The organism is Aquicoccus sp. SU-CL01552, from assembly GCF_040365005.1.
Lineage (GTDB): Bacteria > Pseudomonadota > Alphaproteobacteria > Rhodobacterales > Rhodobacteraceae > Antarcticimicrobium.
The window spans coordinates 17706-34252 of sequence record NZ_BAABWV010000013.1; the positions used below are offsets into that span (position 1 = coordinate 17706).

The window sequence follows — 16547 nt, forward strand, 5'->3', positions numbered from 1 at the left end:
AATGGAAATTAACCATCTGTTTTTTTACGACATTTATCCGTCATCAAACCTTAAACACACTTTAGGCCTTACCCTCGATTTTTTCGTGCTCACCATTTATTTTCCAATTATGAATAGTTATGCACAAAAAAATGGGTCCATGACGCCCGAGCTGGATCCCCTCACCCTCCGGACCGAGCAATCGGAAGGCAAAACGGTCCTGATCCCGATGATGCGTGACTATAGGGCTGACCTGTTTGGGACGGCGTACTTGGCCGCCCATCACGAAGAACCCCTGAACACCCGTCGAGCTCGGTTTCAGGCGCTGGCTAATTTTCGATTGGCGTCGATTGTGGGCGGCATCGAGCGGCCCGAGCAGCGGCTCAGCTATCAGACGGGCCTTACGGAGCCGGAGCTCAGCGCGGTCAACCTCCTGATCCGGCACACGCACGACGATCTGAACCGCCTTGCCGATATGAAGGCGCAAGGCGTCGACTTCACAAATCTGGAGGCAGCTCTTTCCAAGTTCGAACCAGCCTCGAACGCAACGCGCATCAACCGGGCCACCTATGTCATCGCTTACCTCGAGTGGCTTATGAAGACCGGCAATAGAGTCCTGACCCGCCATGTCGTGTCCGATAGAGACAATGAGATGCGTCGGCAGGCACGCCTGGCGATCAGGGAGTTGATCACGAAGCCAACGGAACCAGGGCGGGTCAAGCGCACTCTCTTCACGGGTTACGCGCTCGCCAAGCTCGAAGAGCACATGGAGACCTACGACCCGGCCTCCATCTGGAAGGATCGTCTGACCGCGCTGCGGAACTCCACGATGTTCGAACTGCAGTACTACGGCAGCCTCAGGCGCTCTGAGGTGCTGGCGCTCAAATGGGAAGACATCACGCCGGGTCGCGGCACCAACTACCCGCCAGAAATTCTCGTCGCCGATCGCCGCGACGATCCTCAGGATCCGCGAAAATACAAGCCTGAGGCGAAGACCGGCTCGGGAGTGGTCACGGTCCCGGACGCGGTCTTTCGTCAGCTCGACGAGGCATGGCGGGAGGCCTGGGACGAAATCAACGACCTCGCCGAGGAGATTGGTGTTGAGGCCAACATGGACCATACCTTCGTCTTCGTGACAACCACCACCCGGCGCCCGGACGTTTTGGGATCCCCCCTTAGCCTCGCCGGATTCGATGCCGCAAGTCGGACTCTTTGCGCGGGTTGTGGCTTCACCAACGGCGAAGCCACCTCGCATGCGCTCCGCCACCTTTGCGCTATGAGATATGTTCGCCGCCGCCGCACGTTGGGCGACTCTGAGGAACAGATCGAGAAAGGCATGCGCGAGTTCTTTCGCTGGTCGCTGACCAGCGACATGCCGTCCTACTACACGGCCCACGAAGACCACGCTGCAATCTACGCGGACATGGTCGCCGATGCACGATTTATCAACGAAATGTGAGTGTTATGGTCGCACAGGGGAAGAGCTTCTACGAAATCGTCGCCAAGCCCACGACCATTCGATCACAATCCGGATACGTCAACGATGTCGATGCGGATGTCTGGGAACTGCGTGGAAAGCAAATCAACTATGGACTGCTCGCCGACGCGGTCAAGGAGGGTTTTCTCGAGGAGATCAAGCGTCAGTTCGCGACCGTGTTGAACTCTCAGACGCTTTCTGACTCATCTGTTCGCAATTACTTCACCGCACTCAAGGATTGCCTTCATTTCGCCTTTCGCGGAACGGGACAGAAGGTGGGCACACTGACAAGCACCATGATCGAGGAATGGCGCGACGAGGCGTTGGGAGTAGACTATCCCTACATGCTCAAGCTTTTCATCAGCGCAGTCCGCGCCCGCGATCCGAAGGCTTTCCCGAATGTGACGAACAAGGTTCTTAAGACGCTTAAAAAGCCGGAAGCGGACGTTCAGCACGTGCTGACACTCGACTCGAAAAAGGGGCCTTGGCTCGAGCGGGAAGTGCTTGATCAGGATTGCGCCATCGAGGAGGCCTACACGAGCGGCGCGTGGCACGTGGAGAAATTCGTTTTCGTTCAACTCTTCCGATTCTACGGCATGCGCTCTGAGCAACTCGCAAACATGAAGATTGGGGACGTGCGATGTCAGTCCACCGGACACACGAAAAACGAGATCCGATGGCCCTACGCCAAGAATGACCTCGGAGTCGATCAGGCGCTCTGGTGGCCGCTCGGCGGGTCCCTGCTCCAAGCTATGGAAGCTTATCTCGCTTTGCGTCTTGATTGCATCCCGCAGGACGAGCAGGAGAGGCTGCCACTATTTACGCCGGACGGCCTTCCGGGCGCCTGGAGAGTAAGTCAGGAAGTCAAATCCAGCCATGAGCCTGGATACGAGGGCCATCTTCTGGGTCCACATGTGTCAAAGCGTTTCACACTCGCCATGAGATCCCTTCGCCTCGAGACTTCCCGCAGCGGCAAGCCCGAGCTCATGAACTTCAACACGCGTCGAGAGCGCCATACCATCGGCATGCGCCTTGCACTAAAAGGCTACTCGGCGCAGCAGATCGCCCTGCGCCTCAGCCACAAGAGACCCCATAGCTGCAACGCCTACGTCGATCTCGCCCGCATGGCGATGCAGATGCGAAACCCGAAGTTCTTCCATCTGATGGACGACGTGGGCTCGGTATTCACGAATCCTGTCGTCGCGCGCAAGGAGATCGAAGAGGGCCTCACACCGATCATCTCGGTCGAGGCAACAAAGACGACGGAGGTCGCCCTTATCGGAGGCGGGTCCTGCAGGAACTGCATGTTCGTGGGCGACGCAACGACCGGCGAGCCCTGGCCCTGCCTGAGCTGCCCCAGATTCCAACTCTACGAGGATGCCGTCCTTCAGCCCCTGTGGGACATCCTCCAAGAAAGAAGAACCTATATGCAGCATGAGGACGGCAGCTGGAATAACCGCTTCGACCCTGACATCCGGGCACAGTTCGACCGCTATGAAGCCCTGCTCATCGGCGCCGAGAGACGGCGGCAGGAGGTCTTTGCGGAGCGCACCACAACCATTCAGGGAGAGATCCGGTGACGCGCTCAATCCAGCTTCCGACATCGACTGCGATCGACAAGGCCCGGATCAAATTGGCGGCGGAAATCGAGAAGGCGAAGGCCTCCGCGATCCTGGAGAAGGCAAAGCTCGACTGGAACGCGCGACAATGGGATCTCTCGGACTTGGCGGAACGGTCGAGTCCGGCAGAGGCAAATCTGCTCGCGCTTATTAGGCCGATAAACACAAGGGAGCGCTACTCGAAGGTGTGGGCAGACCTCCTCTGCACGCTGATCTTGTGGCTCATCGAAGAGAAGTCCGACGTGGGTGCGACGTGGTCATCTTCAACCCTCAAGCAGTTAATTATAGGCGCGCGTCACTTAATTGACCATATTCTCGAAGATGGGGCTGCGGCGAACATTACAGACGTGTCCCCAGCCGTGATCGAGGACCATCTAATCAAACTCTCCAAAGCCGCTAACGCTGGTGCGGTTTCTGCTGCAAACGGGATTGTCGCTCGACTCGTTGACCGGGGAGTCGCCCCACAGCTATCCGGCGTCGAGGTCAAGGGCCCCCGCAAAGCGAGAAGTGGCCCGAGCAATGTTCAGGCGTCAACTTGGAACGAGATCGTCGCACTTGGCTGTGCATTCCAGATGCTGAAACCGCCCGAGAGTTCGGAAGCGAACCGCGAAGATTTCAATTTCCTGCGCTATTACACGATGCTGGCCTCGCTACTGATCTGCGCCCCGTCCCGGCGCACCGAACTTTGGCGCACCGCGGCCGATATCGTCGTCCTGACCAGTCCGTTGGAGCATCTCGAGAACAGCGTTCCCGAAGACGAAACCAAGAATCTCGACTTTAAACTCGCGCTCGTCTGGCACCCGGTGAAGCGAGGCAGACCGGTCATAAAGCCCATTCCTGGAGCGATGCATGAGGTCGCACGAGATTGCGTCCGGATCCTGCGCGCCTATGGCGAGGAGGCCCGGAGAACCGCGCGTTGGATCAAGGAAAACCCGGGCGTAATGCCGATCTCTGATGAGATCGCGGACTTGCGCACGTGCCGTGATACCGGGACCATCACGCTTGAGCAATTGAGACGCCTTCTGGGCCTGCCCGAAGACATGTACACAAGCGAAATCAAACTGTGGCGTGACAATTTCCCTCGCACACAGGCATCACGCCGACTGGTCGGGGACGGACACGTAAGTAAACGCGTGCAGCACTACTGCTTCCGAACCTTGGAGGAGGAATGGTGGCAACTCTTCAAAAAGAAGTGGAAGAACGCGTTCGGCGCAGTCTGGCCGTACGCAGTGGACACCGAGACCTACAAGCTCGAGGCCGACCGCGCCCTGCTCCTAATCTACGAGGGGCAGATCGATCCGCGGTTCACATACCGAAATAAACTGTTTTTTGACACGCCAAAGGCTAAGGCGCTTTCGAATCTTCTCCGTGAGAATTCCTATTGCGTATCGATCTTCCAACGCCTCGAGATCCGCCTTCCGGATGGCAGCTATCCGTCGATTCAGACCCACGACCTTCGGCATTTCCTGAACACTATGGCGCAGCGCGCCGGCATCCCGGAACCGATCATCGCAATGTGGAGCGGGAGGCGCAACATCGCGCAGAACGCTGCCTACGATCACCGGACAGATGCCGAACGACTGCGTGCGCACGGCTATCAAGTCGCCGACTACGACGAGGCTCAGGCAGACGATCTTTTGACGCGCCAAGTCGGCCAGGCGTTCGGAGGCACTATCGCACCGCCTTCCGTCGAGGTTCTCTCGACGAAGGAGGCATCCGCGCGCGACCTGAACCGACTGCTGATGATCTCCATCACGCAGTTCGGGTTCTGCGTCGGGGACCTGAAGTCCGAACCCTGTCCGCATGCAATGAACTGCTTGAGTTGTGTCCGGCTCGTTGTCTGCAAGGGCGCGACGAAAGCCAAGATTCTCATCGAGGCAAAGCTTCAAAAGCTCAAGAACCAGCACGACCTGCTCCGGACCCACGTTGAGGAAGGTGGAAAGCGAGTCAAGAGCGACAAGATCCTGCCCCATCTGGAGGCGCAAATCGCCGGTGCCGAGGACATGCTGATTGCACTGAACGATCCTGACATCGAGGACGGAACGATGATCGCCAGAAAGGACAAGAGGGGCGCCATCGAGGCGAGCTTCGCCGATCGCGTCACGCTCTTCGCTGCCGATGAACACGAGATCCCGGCATCGAAAAAGACCATCGGAAATGGCTGAGCGCCGCACAATCCAGAAGGACGACATTGATGTGGTGGCCCGTATCATCAAGTCTTTCCGCAAAAAACCCACATGGGACGCCATCACCGAGAGGGTGCAAGAGGCCGGCCTGCCATTCCAGAAGCGCGCCCTGCAGGGGCAGGAGCGCATCAAAGCGGCCTATGACGAGAAGCTGGAGACTGTCCGAAAGCGGCGCGACGCCCGCGCCGAGCGGAGGGCCCAAGCTGGCCTTCCGCGCTCGGAGAGCGATCTCGCAGAGCTGGTTGCGAAGTACCAACGGCGCATCGAGGAACTCGAAGCGGAGCTCGAGCAGCGGAACGTGGAGCTTGCGTTCATGACGCGTCGATGCCTGCGCCGGAATATCGAACTGTCGGACATCAATCGGCCCCTGAAGCTCCCGGGGAAGGGCTGAAATGACATCAAACATCGAAAAGAGTCGTGAGATTGCGCGCAAGGCAGAAACTTGGGCTGCCGAAATCGAGTCGTCCGGCCGCACAGGCGAATTCGTCCGGGCAGGCACGCTGAACAGAAGCCTTGTGGCTGAGCGGCTCGGCTTCTCGCGATCAGTCTGGCAGACGAACTCGAGTCTAAAAGCTATGGCCGCGCGCCTTGATGTAACTTGGGGCGACGGCAAGCCCCCACCGGCTGAACGCATCTCCGCGCTGATCGCAGAGCGTCGTTCCGCTGGGGCGCCGCTGCCCGTGCTCGATGGAGCTCTGGTGCTTCGCGAGATCGCTGACCTTGCGGGCGTCTCCTACGCGGAGATGGTCCGGAAGGACGTGCGGGCTCTGCTCGCCTCCTATGCCGAGGAGCATGGAGTGATCATGGGACGTCCTGGCCGACTGGCCCCTGAAGAAGATTCGCCGGCAAGCGACGATCCCGCCGAGCTGGTCCCGGCGTCGCGCCTGCGGGAGACACAAATGCGGCTTGCGCAGGCGGAGCGAAAGAACGCGGAACTGAAGGCTGAAAACGCCAGTCTGCGTGCGCAATTGTATCAGAAAGACGAGGTGGCCGAGCTTATTGCTTTGGGCGGTCGTATCACCCCGAGATCTTCATGACGTACCAGCCGCCCGCACTGGCGCGGATGCCTTCCTCAGAATGGTTTCTTGCACGTTATATTGAACGTGACCGTGCATTTGTAGGGATCGGAAAAAAACGCGCCAGAGCACTCGCAGAGGCCTTTGGTGCCGACCTCAAGGAAGCATTGCTCGCGATCGATGACAGGGTGGTTGAGATCGTCGGCGAGGAGAACGCGATCATTGCGGCTACCGTGATGGAGACACGTCAAGCAGAGACCGACTTCTTGAATTGGCTGGACCAGCTTCGCCCAAGGTTCGATGCGTTTAAAGCAGATATCAACCTTCAAACGGCAACCCGCATGGCCCGAGCATGGGGACCGCAGGGGGTCGAGGCCGTCAAGGCAAACCCTTATCTATTGCTCTCTGTGAGTGACTGGCGCGCAGTAGATCAGGTCGCCCATGCACTCGGGATCGCCCAAAATGATATTCGCCGCGATATTGCCGCCGTGGAGGCCGCTATGTTCGGCGAGACCTGCCTCCGCTATGGATCGACACGAATGCGGCCCAGAGAGGCTCAGGTCGCGGCTCAGAAACTTCTGAAACGCCCACTTGCCCGGGCAGCAATCGATGCCGCAGTAGCCTCTGGTGCCGCTATCCATCTTGCAGGAGACCTACAGCCTCCCGGGACAGCTCACATGGAGGCCGAATGCGCTCTAAAGCTCGCACGACTGGCATCAGAGCCGCCCGCAACGGGTATTACTCCATTAGACCGCCTCGATGCGTTGGTGGATGCCTACGAAGCCACGCAGCCCTTTCCGCTGACGGAGGCACAGTGTGACGCCGTGCGAATGGCACACAGGCACCGCCTGTTGGTGCTTGCGGGCTATGCTGGCAGCGGCAAAACGACCGTACTGCGCGGCGTCTGTGAAACGCTCGAAGCTACAGATCGAAAACCGCTGATCGTGACCCTATCGGGCCGGGCAGCAAAACGAGCTGCGGAGGCGACCGAGCGCCGGGCGATCACCGTCGCCCGCTTCCTCTCTGAACAGGAAAAATCGAACGTTCCTTTGGGGCCAGATACCGCGTTGATCGCAGACGAGGCATCAATGCTGGGCCTCGTCGAGATTTGGCGAATATTGCGCCGCTTGGGGAAAGCTTCGCTACTGCTGTGCGGCGATCCTGCCCAATTGCCACCGGTCTCACCAGGGATCGTGTTCCACCATCTGGCCAGCGATCTTGATATCCGGAAAGTGATCCTCGATCGCGTGCACCGCCAAGCCGAGAAAACCGGCATTCCCGCGCTGGCAGAAGGGATTCGGCACGGAAAGATTCCGTCGCTCCCCGTTCTGACGGAGGTCAAACCGGGTGTGACATTTACGGAGTGTCGCTCGAACGAAGTTGCCGAGAAAGCCCTCGAGATCGGAAAGAGCCTACGGCGGGCGGGTATTGCTCGTAACGACATCCAGATCATTGCTCCGACTAACCCGCAAGTCGACGCGATCAATCAGTTCTTCCATTCAAAGCGTTTAGCTATGAAGCCCACTCTTTGGTCAGGGAAAATGTCGTTTGCAGAAGGCGAGCCGGTCATCTGGACTAAAAATGATGCTGAACGGGGCCTCACCAACGGCTCGCTTGGGCGGATCAAAAAAATCATGCCAAATACAATCTTAGCGGAACTTGATGGAGATGAGCATTACCTCGGCCGCGGGGACAGCGAGAAGCTCCAGCTTGCCTATGCGATCACAGTACACAAGGCGCAAGGAAGCCAGTGGAGTAAGGTCATAGCACCAATTTTTTCTGCCAAAAATGTGGATCGGTCATTGATCTATACCGCGCTGTCGCGCGCGCAGGAGCAAGTTATCTTCCTCGGCGACTGGCAAGCGATCAGCGCCGCGGTAAACCGACGTCCCTCAGCCGAGAGACGGTTCTGCGGCTTCCCGGATTGGTTGGCCCTTGCACGATATCAAATGGATATAGGCCAGCGAGACAACCGGTTCGACGCCACTTCTGTCTCACATGGGCTGAGTGGCGGCGCCAAATAAGATATCTCATTGAAGTCCCAACGAGACGGGACAGATCGTCAGCTACAGGGAATGGCCCCATCAGTGATCGCGGTTGGCGCCGGAACGACGCTATACGCTCAAGCGTGGAAAGGGCGGGAAGTCGTCATTCGCCACGTTCGCACAATTGCGCCTCAATCCGCGCGGGTAGATCTGTGAATTTCGCCACAAGCTTCCCTGCGAAGGGTTCGTAATCGCGATAGAGGTCCGCCATCGCTTTATCGCATCGGAAAAGGTCGCAGTCTGGCACATAGCACATCTGCATGATGTCAATAAAATCTGAGCGCTTGAAATTGTAGTGCTTCTGGGACGCCTTGAGTAGGTAATGCCCAATGTGACCCGCGCGACCTTCACCAATGTGACCTTCAATCTTGCAGGCAACATCTGATGGGTTCAGCCTTGGCCATTGGGGTGGTGTAGTGAGCCGTCGGGCCGTTCGTGTGTCGACACCCACGTCGATCAGGCTTTGGCGCCGTCCTCGGATAGTCTTCCCCAAATCGTCAAAGTTGCGACTGGCTTCTTGTATCTGCCGCAGTGCGTCTTCCATCTTGTTAATGCTTGAGCCGAAGAACTCATCCAAAAGGTTCGGCTTGTCAGCATAGTCGTAAGCGATTCGACTAAACTCTGCTGGGTCCGAAAACCAGCGGTTGACCCGCTCCTCGAACTCGTCGTCTGAACATCGACCTTTCAGAAAGCGCGTCAGAACGCCACTTCTGATGAGTTCATCCGATACCGGAACCCCCTTGAAATCTTCCCGTTTTGTACCCCATGTCGAAGTATTCTCGCGTAACAGTTGGCGCATTGCCGACGGCGTTTTCAATCGTCGACGCTGGGCGCGGTTAAGGCCCTGCTGTTCCGCAAGGGTTTCGAGATACTGCTTCTCCATCTGACGCCGAAACCAGTTGGCCGTCATCAATTTTCCATCGCGGCCCGTAACCCAAATGCCATTGTTCGGGAAGCGCGCTCCACGCTTCAAGTCCGTAAAAAAGGGGAAGGCGTTCCGTCCGCAGATATTCTTCACCAACTGGCCCCTGCGGACACGTTCTTCACGGAAATCGTCGGTCGGACGTGTGATGAACTCGAGCATGATCGCCCATGAGTAGCCGATCACGATATCGCCCCGATCCCGAAATACGAGCAGCTGGTCGAGGATCGCTTTGGCAGGCCCACCATCTGGTTCATTAAAAATCCGGATGTAATCTTGTGTATCGAGGTAAACAATCAGCGGGGGAGCGATCACAGTGCCTTGCCCTCCATCTCAAACAAACCGAAAAATCACTGAAAGCGATATACCATATGCATCAACGAGCATAGTGAAAGGCAAGTAGTAGAATGCTGCGACTGACCTGCCGACCTTGTAATCTTTCGGCCTATGGCCTGCCTCGCTGGTTCCTCAGTCCTAACGAGGGACCGCAGGTGGTTTCGAGGCATCGGTCCTGGCAAGGGGCAGGTCAGAGGGCGGCCACGTTGTCAAAGCCGATTTTCATTCGGACGACACCGGCTGGCGAGAAGGGGTTTCCGGCCGAGAAGAATCTGCCATATACCGTCGGCTATGACCAATGATCTTGATGACATCCATCCCATCCTCCAGGGCGCTCCGCAGACGACGGAATTCAGAAAGCTGCGCAAGCGGATCGTACGCAACGTTCGCGAAGCTGTGGAACAGTACGGTATGGTGGAGGGGCGCGATGCGCGCTGGCTCGTTTGCTTGTCTGGCGGAAAGGACAGCTTCACTCTTTTGGCAGCTCTCATCGAGTTGAAGTGGCGAGGCCTTTTGCCGGTTGACCTTCTGGCCTGCAACCTTGACCAAGGACAACCAGGATTCCCGGCGACCGTACTGCCGGAATTTCTGACAAAAATGGGCGTGCCGCACCGGATCGAGTATCAGGACACCTATTCCATCGTCATGGACAAGATCCCAGCAGGGCGAACCTATTGCGCTCTGTGTTCGCGATTGCGTCGGGGAAATCTCTATCGGATCGCGAGGGAAGAAGGCTGCACAGCAGTGGTGCTGGGACATCACCGCGATGACATCCTCGAAACCTTTTTCATGAACCTGTTTCACGGCGGGCGGCTGGCCACCATGCCACCAAAACTGGTGAATGAGCAGGGCGATCTTTTTCTATATCGCCCGCTGGCACATGTGGCAGAGGCCGATTGCGAGAAGTTCGCCCGCGCGATGAACTACCCGATCATCCCCTGTGACCTTTGCGGCAGCCAGGACGGGTTGCAGCGCCAGCAGGTCAAGGCGATCCTCGATGGCTGGGAGAAAAATAGTCCCGGACGTCGGCAGGTGATGTTCCGGGCTCTGATGAACGCGCGCCCATCGCATTTGCTCGACCCTAAGCTCTGGGACTTCACGGGGCTTGAACTGAAAGAGAACGTTGCCTTGGCAGGGCAGTCAAACCTCAGAGATAGCGAAGAAACAATGGACAATGACTCTGCCGCGCGGCACGGAAACTAAGGCAGTGAGAGGTTGACTGCGACGGGCCCGGAGGATGCTGCCGATGTCGAAGGGTCGCAGACCCGGCAGCAGCGGCCGCAGGCCGAACAGAGGGCGGAGCAGTCAAGGCGGGTGAGAGGCTCACAGGCGCGGCGGCGGGGCACAAAGCGGATCGAGTCCCGTGGCTCGATCCGTAGCCCTGCCGCCGAAACAGATCGTGCAGCGATCTGCGCTTGGGACGCCCGCCGACCCTGAGCGAGTACCCAGACGTCACACACCCGACCGCTGAACGGGACGTCACATGTCGATCAATGAGATGTCGATTTCGGTCAATCCCAGCAGCAGGTGATTGGGGAAGCATCAGCTTTGTCGGGGGCTCGGAAATTCCGAGCCCCTTGGCTAATGCGACGCAAGCGTTCGCTGGCTGGCGCCGACTGCTTAGTTTGACGGTTTGAAGCTCCACGGTAGTAGATCGTCAATGCGACTTTGGGGGGGGGAGCGTTGGAGATCGCTGCCATCCTTGCCTTGAGGTAGGCGATGCACTGGTTGGTGCAGCCCCCCCCGGCGAAGCGCTGCGCGCGGCAACCTACGCCAAACCGCATGGCACAGCCCTGAGCTGTGCGGCGATTACTCCGCATCGGGCCAGGTACCCGTACGCACACAGAAATGTCATTTTTCGACGCCGATGCGGGGTCAAGATTCTGTGCCGGTTAACGACTATAGCCCTTGCTCAAGGGGGGTCACGGCTTTGACGGCAGACATGATCTCCGTCGGCTCAACCTCAAGTGCTCGGCAGATGACTATGAACTCAACAACATCAATCCGCCTTTGACCGCTCTCGATCCGGGCGATTAAGGATTGATGGCACCTAAGGCGTTTGGCCACCTCGTGCTGTGTGAGGTTGGCGTCTTTTCTGGCCTTGGCCAGCAAGGTGAAGAGCGCTTCGTGACCGTTGCTGGTGATTGTCTTCGTCATGGATTGCCAAGCAGTTGTTGCTTGACGTCCCTTAGTCGTAAAAATTACTTATCTAAAAAGTAGATAAAATCACGGTAGGAACCATGCACGCTGTACAACAACCGCCACGGAGCTTCCTTCTACTGGCAGACATCGCTGCCAGAAACGCACGCGATGAAGCAATCCGAACAGCAGTTACTGACCCATCGGCGGTAAAATTCATCACGGCGCTGCTCTCTCGGCCCTTGCTGCGGCCACTTCTCGAACTGGAGTACAACGGCTGCACGACCTATGAGAGCGCCCTGCTGCTATCATCTCATGAACTGGTGAGGACAACACGATTCAGGTGCAGGTCTGCGAGCTTCAGAGGGCAGGAGTTCGAAGCCTTGGAGCTAAGCCATCTTGGAGTTGAAGCGCTCTTCTTGGAACAAGAGGGTTTTGATGGAAGCCGATGGATGAAGATGTTTCAGACCGGCGTGGAAGGATATGCCTGCATCGACCATGGCGCCGGTGTTTGCATTTCTCGCGAGCATTTTGAAACCGCGCTGGATATTCCCGACCCGGAGATGCTTGAAAGGGTCGTGTATCTTTCCAACGGGGCACGGCAAATTTCCAAAGGATTCCGAGCGGAAGAGTTTGTCGATGAGGCGTGCCGACGGGAGTATTCCGCATGGTGGACCCCCGATGGCAAGCCCAGAACTGCTGTTGAAGTCGCTGATTTGACACGTCTGCAGCCAATGACTTGACTGCCTAACGACAGCGCCGATGGTACAGTTTAGAGCGATTAAATAAGAGAGGGTTTCTGGATCATCGTAACCACCAAGGAGTGAAGATGAGACAGAAACCCGGCATACGCGAAGCCCTCCTGGCATTCCCACTTGATGTAGACCTTCCTATCGGAGGCCCATTTCCCGTCGTTCTCGACGAGGACGGTACTGACGAGGCTCAGTCTTGTCCGCAGCTCCAAACTTTGCCAGTCTGGTGGTGGAGGATTGGACATGGAACGTCGGCTGTCTGCCATTCTTGCTGCGGACATGGTGGGGTACTCGCGTCTGATTGAAGTCGCAGAAGAGGAAACCATCCTTCGCCAGAAGGCGATCAGACAAGAACTGATCGATCCACGCATCACTGAAGCCCATGGCAGGATGGTCAAGACAATGGGCGACGGTTTTCTTGTCGAGTTCCCCAGTGCCGTTGAAGCGGTCCGCGCCGCTATCGACGTTCAATCAATGATACAGAAGCGGGAAGAGCGGAACGCTCAGGACCGCCGAATTCTCTATCGAATGGGCATTCACGTCGGTGACCTCCTGATCGATGACGGGGATGTATTTGGCGATGGGGTAAATCTGGCGAGCCGCCTTGAGGGAATTGCCGAACCAGGCAGCATCTCGATTTCGGCCACTGCCTTTGAACAGATCGCGCCGACACTTGGGAGCCTGTTTGCTGACGTTGGCGAACTCAACCTGAAGAACATCTCGCGTCCCATTCGCGTGTACAATTGGCGCGATGCCCCGGCGTTCATGCCGGTACCCTCTACAGCGAAACGTAAGCCCACGATCAGCCTCGGTGTGTTCCAGGCCATCGGCAGTGGCGACGACATTCAGGTGCTGGCCGATGGTTGCATGCATGAAGTAGCGGCCCTTCTGGCAAACTATACCGGTCTTGAACTCATTGAAGGGGCGACCCAACCTGACCATGTCGCCAGCGTAGTCTTTAGAGCTTCGAAAGGAAGCTATCGGTCGACTGTCAAACTTCTCGACAACAGAAACGGTGAAACCTTTCTGAACACACAATTGGCCGGTCGCATTGAGGACCCGTTTGACACCCAAGACGAGCTATCTGCGCGTATTACAGAGGTGATCCGGTTTGCAGTGCTCCAGCGCGAAGCCGAGAAATCAATCGGAGACAGCAACCCCGAAGCCTGGCTGACCAAGGCTGCGCAGTTCCTCATGGGCGGAAATCGGGAAGAGTGGGCCGAAGCGGAGATCCTGATCCATAGAGTGACGAAGGGACAGCAGAATAACTTCATGGCATGGGCCATGCTTGGATGCGCGCACCTTTGGGAGGCATTTTATGGGTTTGGCCCACTTTCCCCTGAGAGAGGGAAAGCTTGTCTGGAAGCCACCCAAAAATCGATCCAGATCCGGGAGCAATGTGACTTTGCACACTCAATCATGGGCAATTACCACTGGGCAGTGACCGGCGATGTCGAGGCCGCGATACGTTCCACCGAACGAAGTCTCGAAATTACGCCGAACTATATCATGGCCTTGACCACTCTTGGCCTTCTCCAGATTTTGAGAGGCAATCCGCGAGAAGGATTACACACAGCGTATCAGGTTGCGGATTTTTCCAAGCGAATCCGATTTCACCACAGGGTTCTTCAGGTCATCGCTTTGGGACACCTTGTGAACGAGGAGTTTGATCTTGCCATCGACATGGCCGAACGGTCGCTGTTGCAAGGGGATGAAATCGTTCGCTCCATGATGATTATTGCGAGCGCGAACGGTCATCTGGGACGCCAGGATCAGGCACAGCAAATGAATAAAACGATCAAGGCCCAGCATCCTGACTACGCCCTGTCCAATGTGCTGGACATGCCCTTCCGGAACCCCGATCATTGGGAAATATTTGTAAGTGGGCTCAAGCTGTCCGGCATCGAAGAGTAAGTGTTTCACCCCGAATGATCCTATTACCCTTCGGCGATCTGCGTTCTTCATGGCAAGATCGTAAACGGTGTTCCGGCCCCACTTTGTAGGGGCGAGGTTCGCTTGGCCCGCCATCCGGGACGGTGCCATGATGTTGAACCGGGCCCAGTTCGAGGCGTTTTTTACCGGGCTGGACTGGCGACGGGTGCGGACCCCGGAGGCGCACCGTCCGGCTGTGGCAGAATGACTCGGTCGGGCACGCTATCAGCCACGGCGAGAGGGTCGTCAAGGAACCGCATCAGGCTGGGTCTGCGCGCCACAGTGTAGGGGATACCTTCGGCCAACTTTGACGAACGCGGGATGCGTAACAGATGTGCCTCCAGCTAAAGGCGGAAACCGCAGTCGGTTTTGTCAGGCTTCCCCCTGCCATTAAGAAATCAATCAACGGCCGTTTCGGTAAGCATGTCCAACAAGTCATCGTCCATGAGGCCATTGTGTTTTCCGAGAATCGACACAGATTCAATCGCTTGAAGTTCGGCGTATCCGTTGTCGTCGATGGCCATTGCTGCATGACCATCGCCTGCCTCTCGCACCGCCGGCGTTGAATGGTCATCTTGCATGCAGCTCTTGATCTGCCCGTCTCGAAAGCTTGGCGTCTTCATAGAAATACCTTTTAGGTCTCTTGCCCGGAAAGGTCGGTGTTTGAACACCACGTGTCAATCGCTGTGCCAATTTGGGCCAACCCGACCGGCTGGACCGCGGGCACACCCCGCACCCGCGTCACCGCCATGGGCCAGCCGATGGCCATGGCGTTCTCGTGCCCCTCACGCCTCACCAGTGCCTCGCGGAACGAGGGGGCCAGCGCCTCCAGGCCGATGGTGATGATCAAGTTTTCGCCTTCCTCCGGCGCTATGGGGCCGCGGCCGGAAACCAGCGCCCATTCCACCCCGTGGGTGTCGGCCACCTGCGTCGTAGCCCCGCGTGGATCGGTGCGCAGGGCCGACCGCCAATAGCGCAGCAGCGCTTTGTGATCGAGGGTATCCTCCGCGTAAAAAGCGGAGTGATATAGGCATTTCTGCGAGATAACGAAGCGCACCAACACGGTTTGCGGAAAAAGCTGACACTCGGTTGCTCTGCTGGTAAAATCGACGGCGGCAAGCCACGGTGGAGGCGCCGATGGACGAAACAGAGATTTATCGCAAACAGCGGATGGGTGGCGCTATTGAGATTGGCCGCCGGACCGCTCTTGTCTTGGTGGACTTCGTAAATGGCTTCATAGACCCGGACATTTTCGGTGGCGGAAATACTCTTGAAGCAGCCGAAGCAACTGTTCCCTTGCTGGATGCCTTTCGGAGTCGGGGCCTTCCCATAGTTTTCACACGCATTGTCTATGCTGATGACGGGTCGGATGCCGGTATTTGGTGCGAGAAGGCACCGAGGCTTCGTGAACTCACGGAAGACAACCCTGCCAGCCATGTCGTCCATTTCCTGAAACCTCGTGACGGAGAGTTTATAGTTCGAAAGACGCAACCCTCGGCGTTTTTCGACACGAACCTTGGATCGATCCTGAGAGCCAAGCAGGTGGATGCCGTTGCTGTGGTAGGCGCAACAACCAGTGGCTGCGTTCGCGCCACCGTGGTTGATGCGATCAGTTCCAATTTCCGCCCAACCGTCATCTCCGATTGCGTCGGCGACCGTGCCCAAGGTCCGCACGACGCAAGTCTTTTCGACATGCAGCAAAAGTATGCAAACCTGGTCACGGCGAGCCAGATTGACAGCATCTTCGCCTGAAGCCCGTTTGGTCCGCTTTGGCCTCGTAGCGGACCTTTGCGAGACAGCTCGCTTACGATGCGCGGATGATCTCCGTTGGGCGCATGTCCGCCAGCCGCACCTCCAGCCAGCGGATGTAGCCGCTTAGGTTCTTCGTGGCCGGTCCGCAGAAGGGCTTGATGAACCTCTTGTAGCGGGCATGGAGCGCTTTCACGTTCTGGATGTGATAGCATCCTGCCGCGGCACGCGTGCCTGGCTTGCTCCCGACCACGAAGTGCTCCAGCCCGCGCGCCGCCGCGAGATCCTTGATTTTGGTTCCGATCGAAGATTTGCTCGGGATAGATCAAGACCAACGCTTCTAAAGTCCAGCTCGCTTCGAACCGGACCACTATAGGTGCTCCCGACTGTCCATT

Annotated in this window: 15 protein-coding genes; 10 read left to right on the forward strand and 5 right to left on the reverse strand. The window is 57.4% G+C overall.

Annotated elements, in window-relative coordinates; all coding sequences use genetic code 11:
* Position 1 precedes the first annotated feature (1 nt).
* From ABWV23_RS14835 to ABWV23_RS14860, 6 genes are read left to right on the forward strand one after another with little or no spacing between them, the layout of a single operon-like run.
* Positions 2-1438, forward strand: coding sequence for a tyrosine-type recombinase/integrase (locus ABWV23_RS14835; RefSeq protein ID WP_353349097.1), 1437 nt, complete (start codon positions 2-4; stop codon positions 1436-1438).
* Positions 1435-3036, forward strand: a complete 1602-nt coding sequence (locus ABWV23_RS14840) for a site-specific integrase (RefSeq protein ID WP_353349099.1) — start codon at positions 1435-1437, stop codon at positions 3034-3036. Before ABWV23_RS14835 ends, ABWV23_RS14840 begins: the two co-directional genes overlap by 4 nt.
* Positions 3033-5240, forward strand: coding sequence for a hypothetical protein (locus ABWV23_RS14845; protein ID WP_353349101.1), 2208 nt, complete (start codon positions 3033-3035; stop codon positions 5238-5240). Before ABWV23_RS14840 ends, ABWV23_RS14845 begins: the two co-directional genes overlap by 4 nt.
* The gene (locus ABWV23_RS14850; RefSeq protein WP_353349103.1) at positions 5233-5652 is read left to right on the forward strand and encodes a hypothetical protein; all 420 of its coding nucleotides are present in this window, start codon (positions 5233-5235) and stop codon (positions 5650-5652) included. The genes ABWV23_RS14845 and ABWV23_RS14850 overlap by 8 nt, the downstream gene beginning before the upstream one ends.
* A 1-nt stretch (position 5653) precedes the next feature.
* A complete protein-coding gene (locus ABWV23_RS14855; RefSeq protein ID WP_353349105.1) occupies positions 5654-6298 on the forward strand; it encodes an SGNH/GDSL hydrolase family protein in 645 nt (214 codons plus the stop codon).
* Positions 6295-8301, forward strand: coding sequence for an AAA family ATPase (locus tag ABWV23_RS14860; RefSeq protein WP_353349107.1), 2007 nt, complete (start codon positions 6295-6297; stop codon positions 8299-8301). The genes ABWV23_RS14855 and ABWV23_RS14860 overlap by 4 nt, the downstream gene beginning before the upstream one ends.
* A gap of 124 nt (positions 8302-8425) precedes the next feature.
* On the opposite strand, the gene ABWV23_RS14865 is transcribed toward ABWV23_RS14860, so the two are convergent.
* Positions 8426-9559 (reverse strand): hypothetical protein, encoded by a 1134-nt coding sequence (locus ABWV23_RS14865; RefSeq protein WP_353349109.1) that lies wholly within the window; start codon positions 9557-9559, stop codon positions 8426-8428.
* 312 nt (positions 9560-9871) lie between these two features.
* On the opposite strand from ABWV23_RS14865, the gene ttcA reads away from it, so the two are divergent.
* Complete coding sequence (ttcA, locus tag ABWV23_RS14870; protein WP_353349111.1) at positions 9872-10783, forward strand: tRNA 2-thiocytidine(32) synthetase TtcA; 912 nt, start codon at positions 9872-9874, stop codon at positions 10781-10783.
* Between the two features lie 696 nt (positions 10784-11479).
* On the opposite strand, the gene ABWV23_RS14875 is transcribed toward ttcA, so the two are convergent.
* A complete protein-coding gene (locus ABWV23_RS14875) occupies positions 11480-11737 on the reverse strand; it encodes a helix-turn-helix domain-containing protein (protein ID WP_353349113.1) in 258 nt (85 codons plus the stop codon).
* An 83-nt stretch (positions 11738-11820) separates the two neighbouring features.
* Here ABWV23_RS14875 and ABWV23_RS14880 point away from each other — a divergent pair, with 83 nt between their 5' ends.
* Positions 11821-12462, forward strand: coding sequence for a hypothetical protein (locus ABWV23_RS14880; protein WP_353349115.1), 642 nt, complete (start codon positions 11821-11823; stop codon positions 12460-12462).
* A 252-nt stretch (positions 12463-12714) separates the two neighbouring features.
* Entirely contained in the window at positions 12715-14385 is a 1671-nt protein-coding gene (locus ABWV23_RS14885; protein WP_353349117.1) for an adenylate/guanylate cyclase domain-containing protein, read from the forward strand.
* 416 nt (positions 14386-14801) lie between these two features.
* Here the strand turns inward: ABWV23_RS14885 and ABWV23_RS14890 are convergent, their stop codons facing one another.
* Together ABWV23_RS14890 and ABWV23_RS14895 are read right to left on the reverse strand one after the other, a co-directional pair.
* Positions 14802-15026: a hypothetical protein gene (locus ABWV23_RS14890; RefSeq protein WP_353349119.1), complete on the reverse strand. Its 225-nt coding sequence runs from the start codon at positions 15024-15026 to the stop codon at positions 14802-14804.
* A gap of 11 nt (positions 15027-15037) precedes the next feature.
* Positions 15038-15460, reverse strand: coding sequence for a hypothetical protein (locus ABWV23_RS14895; RefSeq protein ID WP_353349121.1), 423 nt, complete (start codon positions 15458-15460; stop codon positions 15038-15040).
* Positions 15461-15540: 80 nt separating this feature from the next.
* Here ABWV23_RS14895 and ABWV23_RS14900 point away from each other — a divergent pair, with 80 nt between their 5' ends.
* Positions 15541-16155: an isochorismatase family protein gene (locus ABWV23_RS14900; protein WP_353349123.1), complete on the forward strand. Its 615-nt coding sequence runs from the start codon at positions 15541-15543 to the stop codon at positions 16153-16155.
* A gap of 52 nt (positions 16156-16207) precedes the next feature.
* Here ABWV23_RS14900 and ABWV23_RS14905 read toward each other — a convergent pair whose 3' ends face one another.
* Entirely contained in the window at positions 16208-16348 is a 141-nt protein-coding gene (locus tag ABWV23_RS14905) for a hypothetical protein (protein ID WP_353349125.1), read from the reverse strand.
* Between the last annotated feature and the right edge of the window lie 199 nt (positions 16349-16547).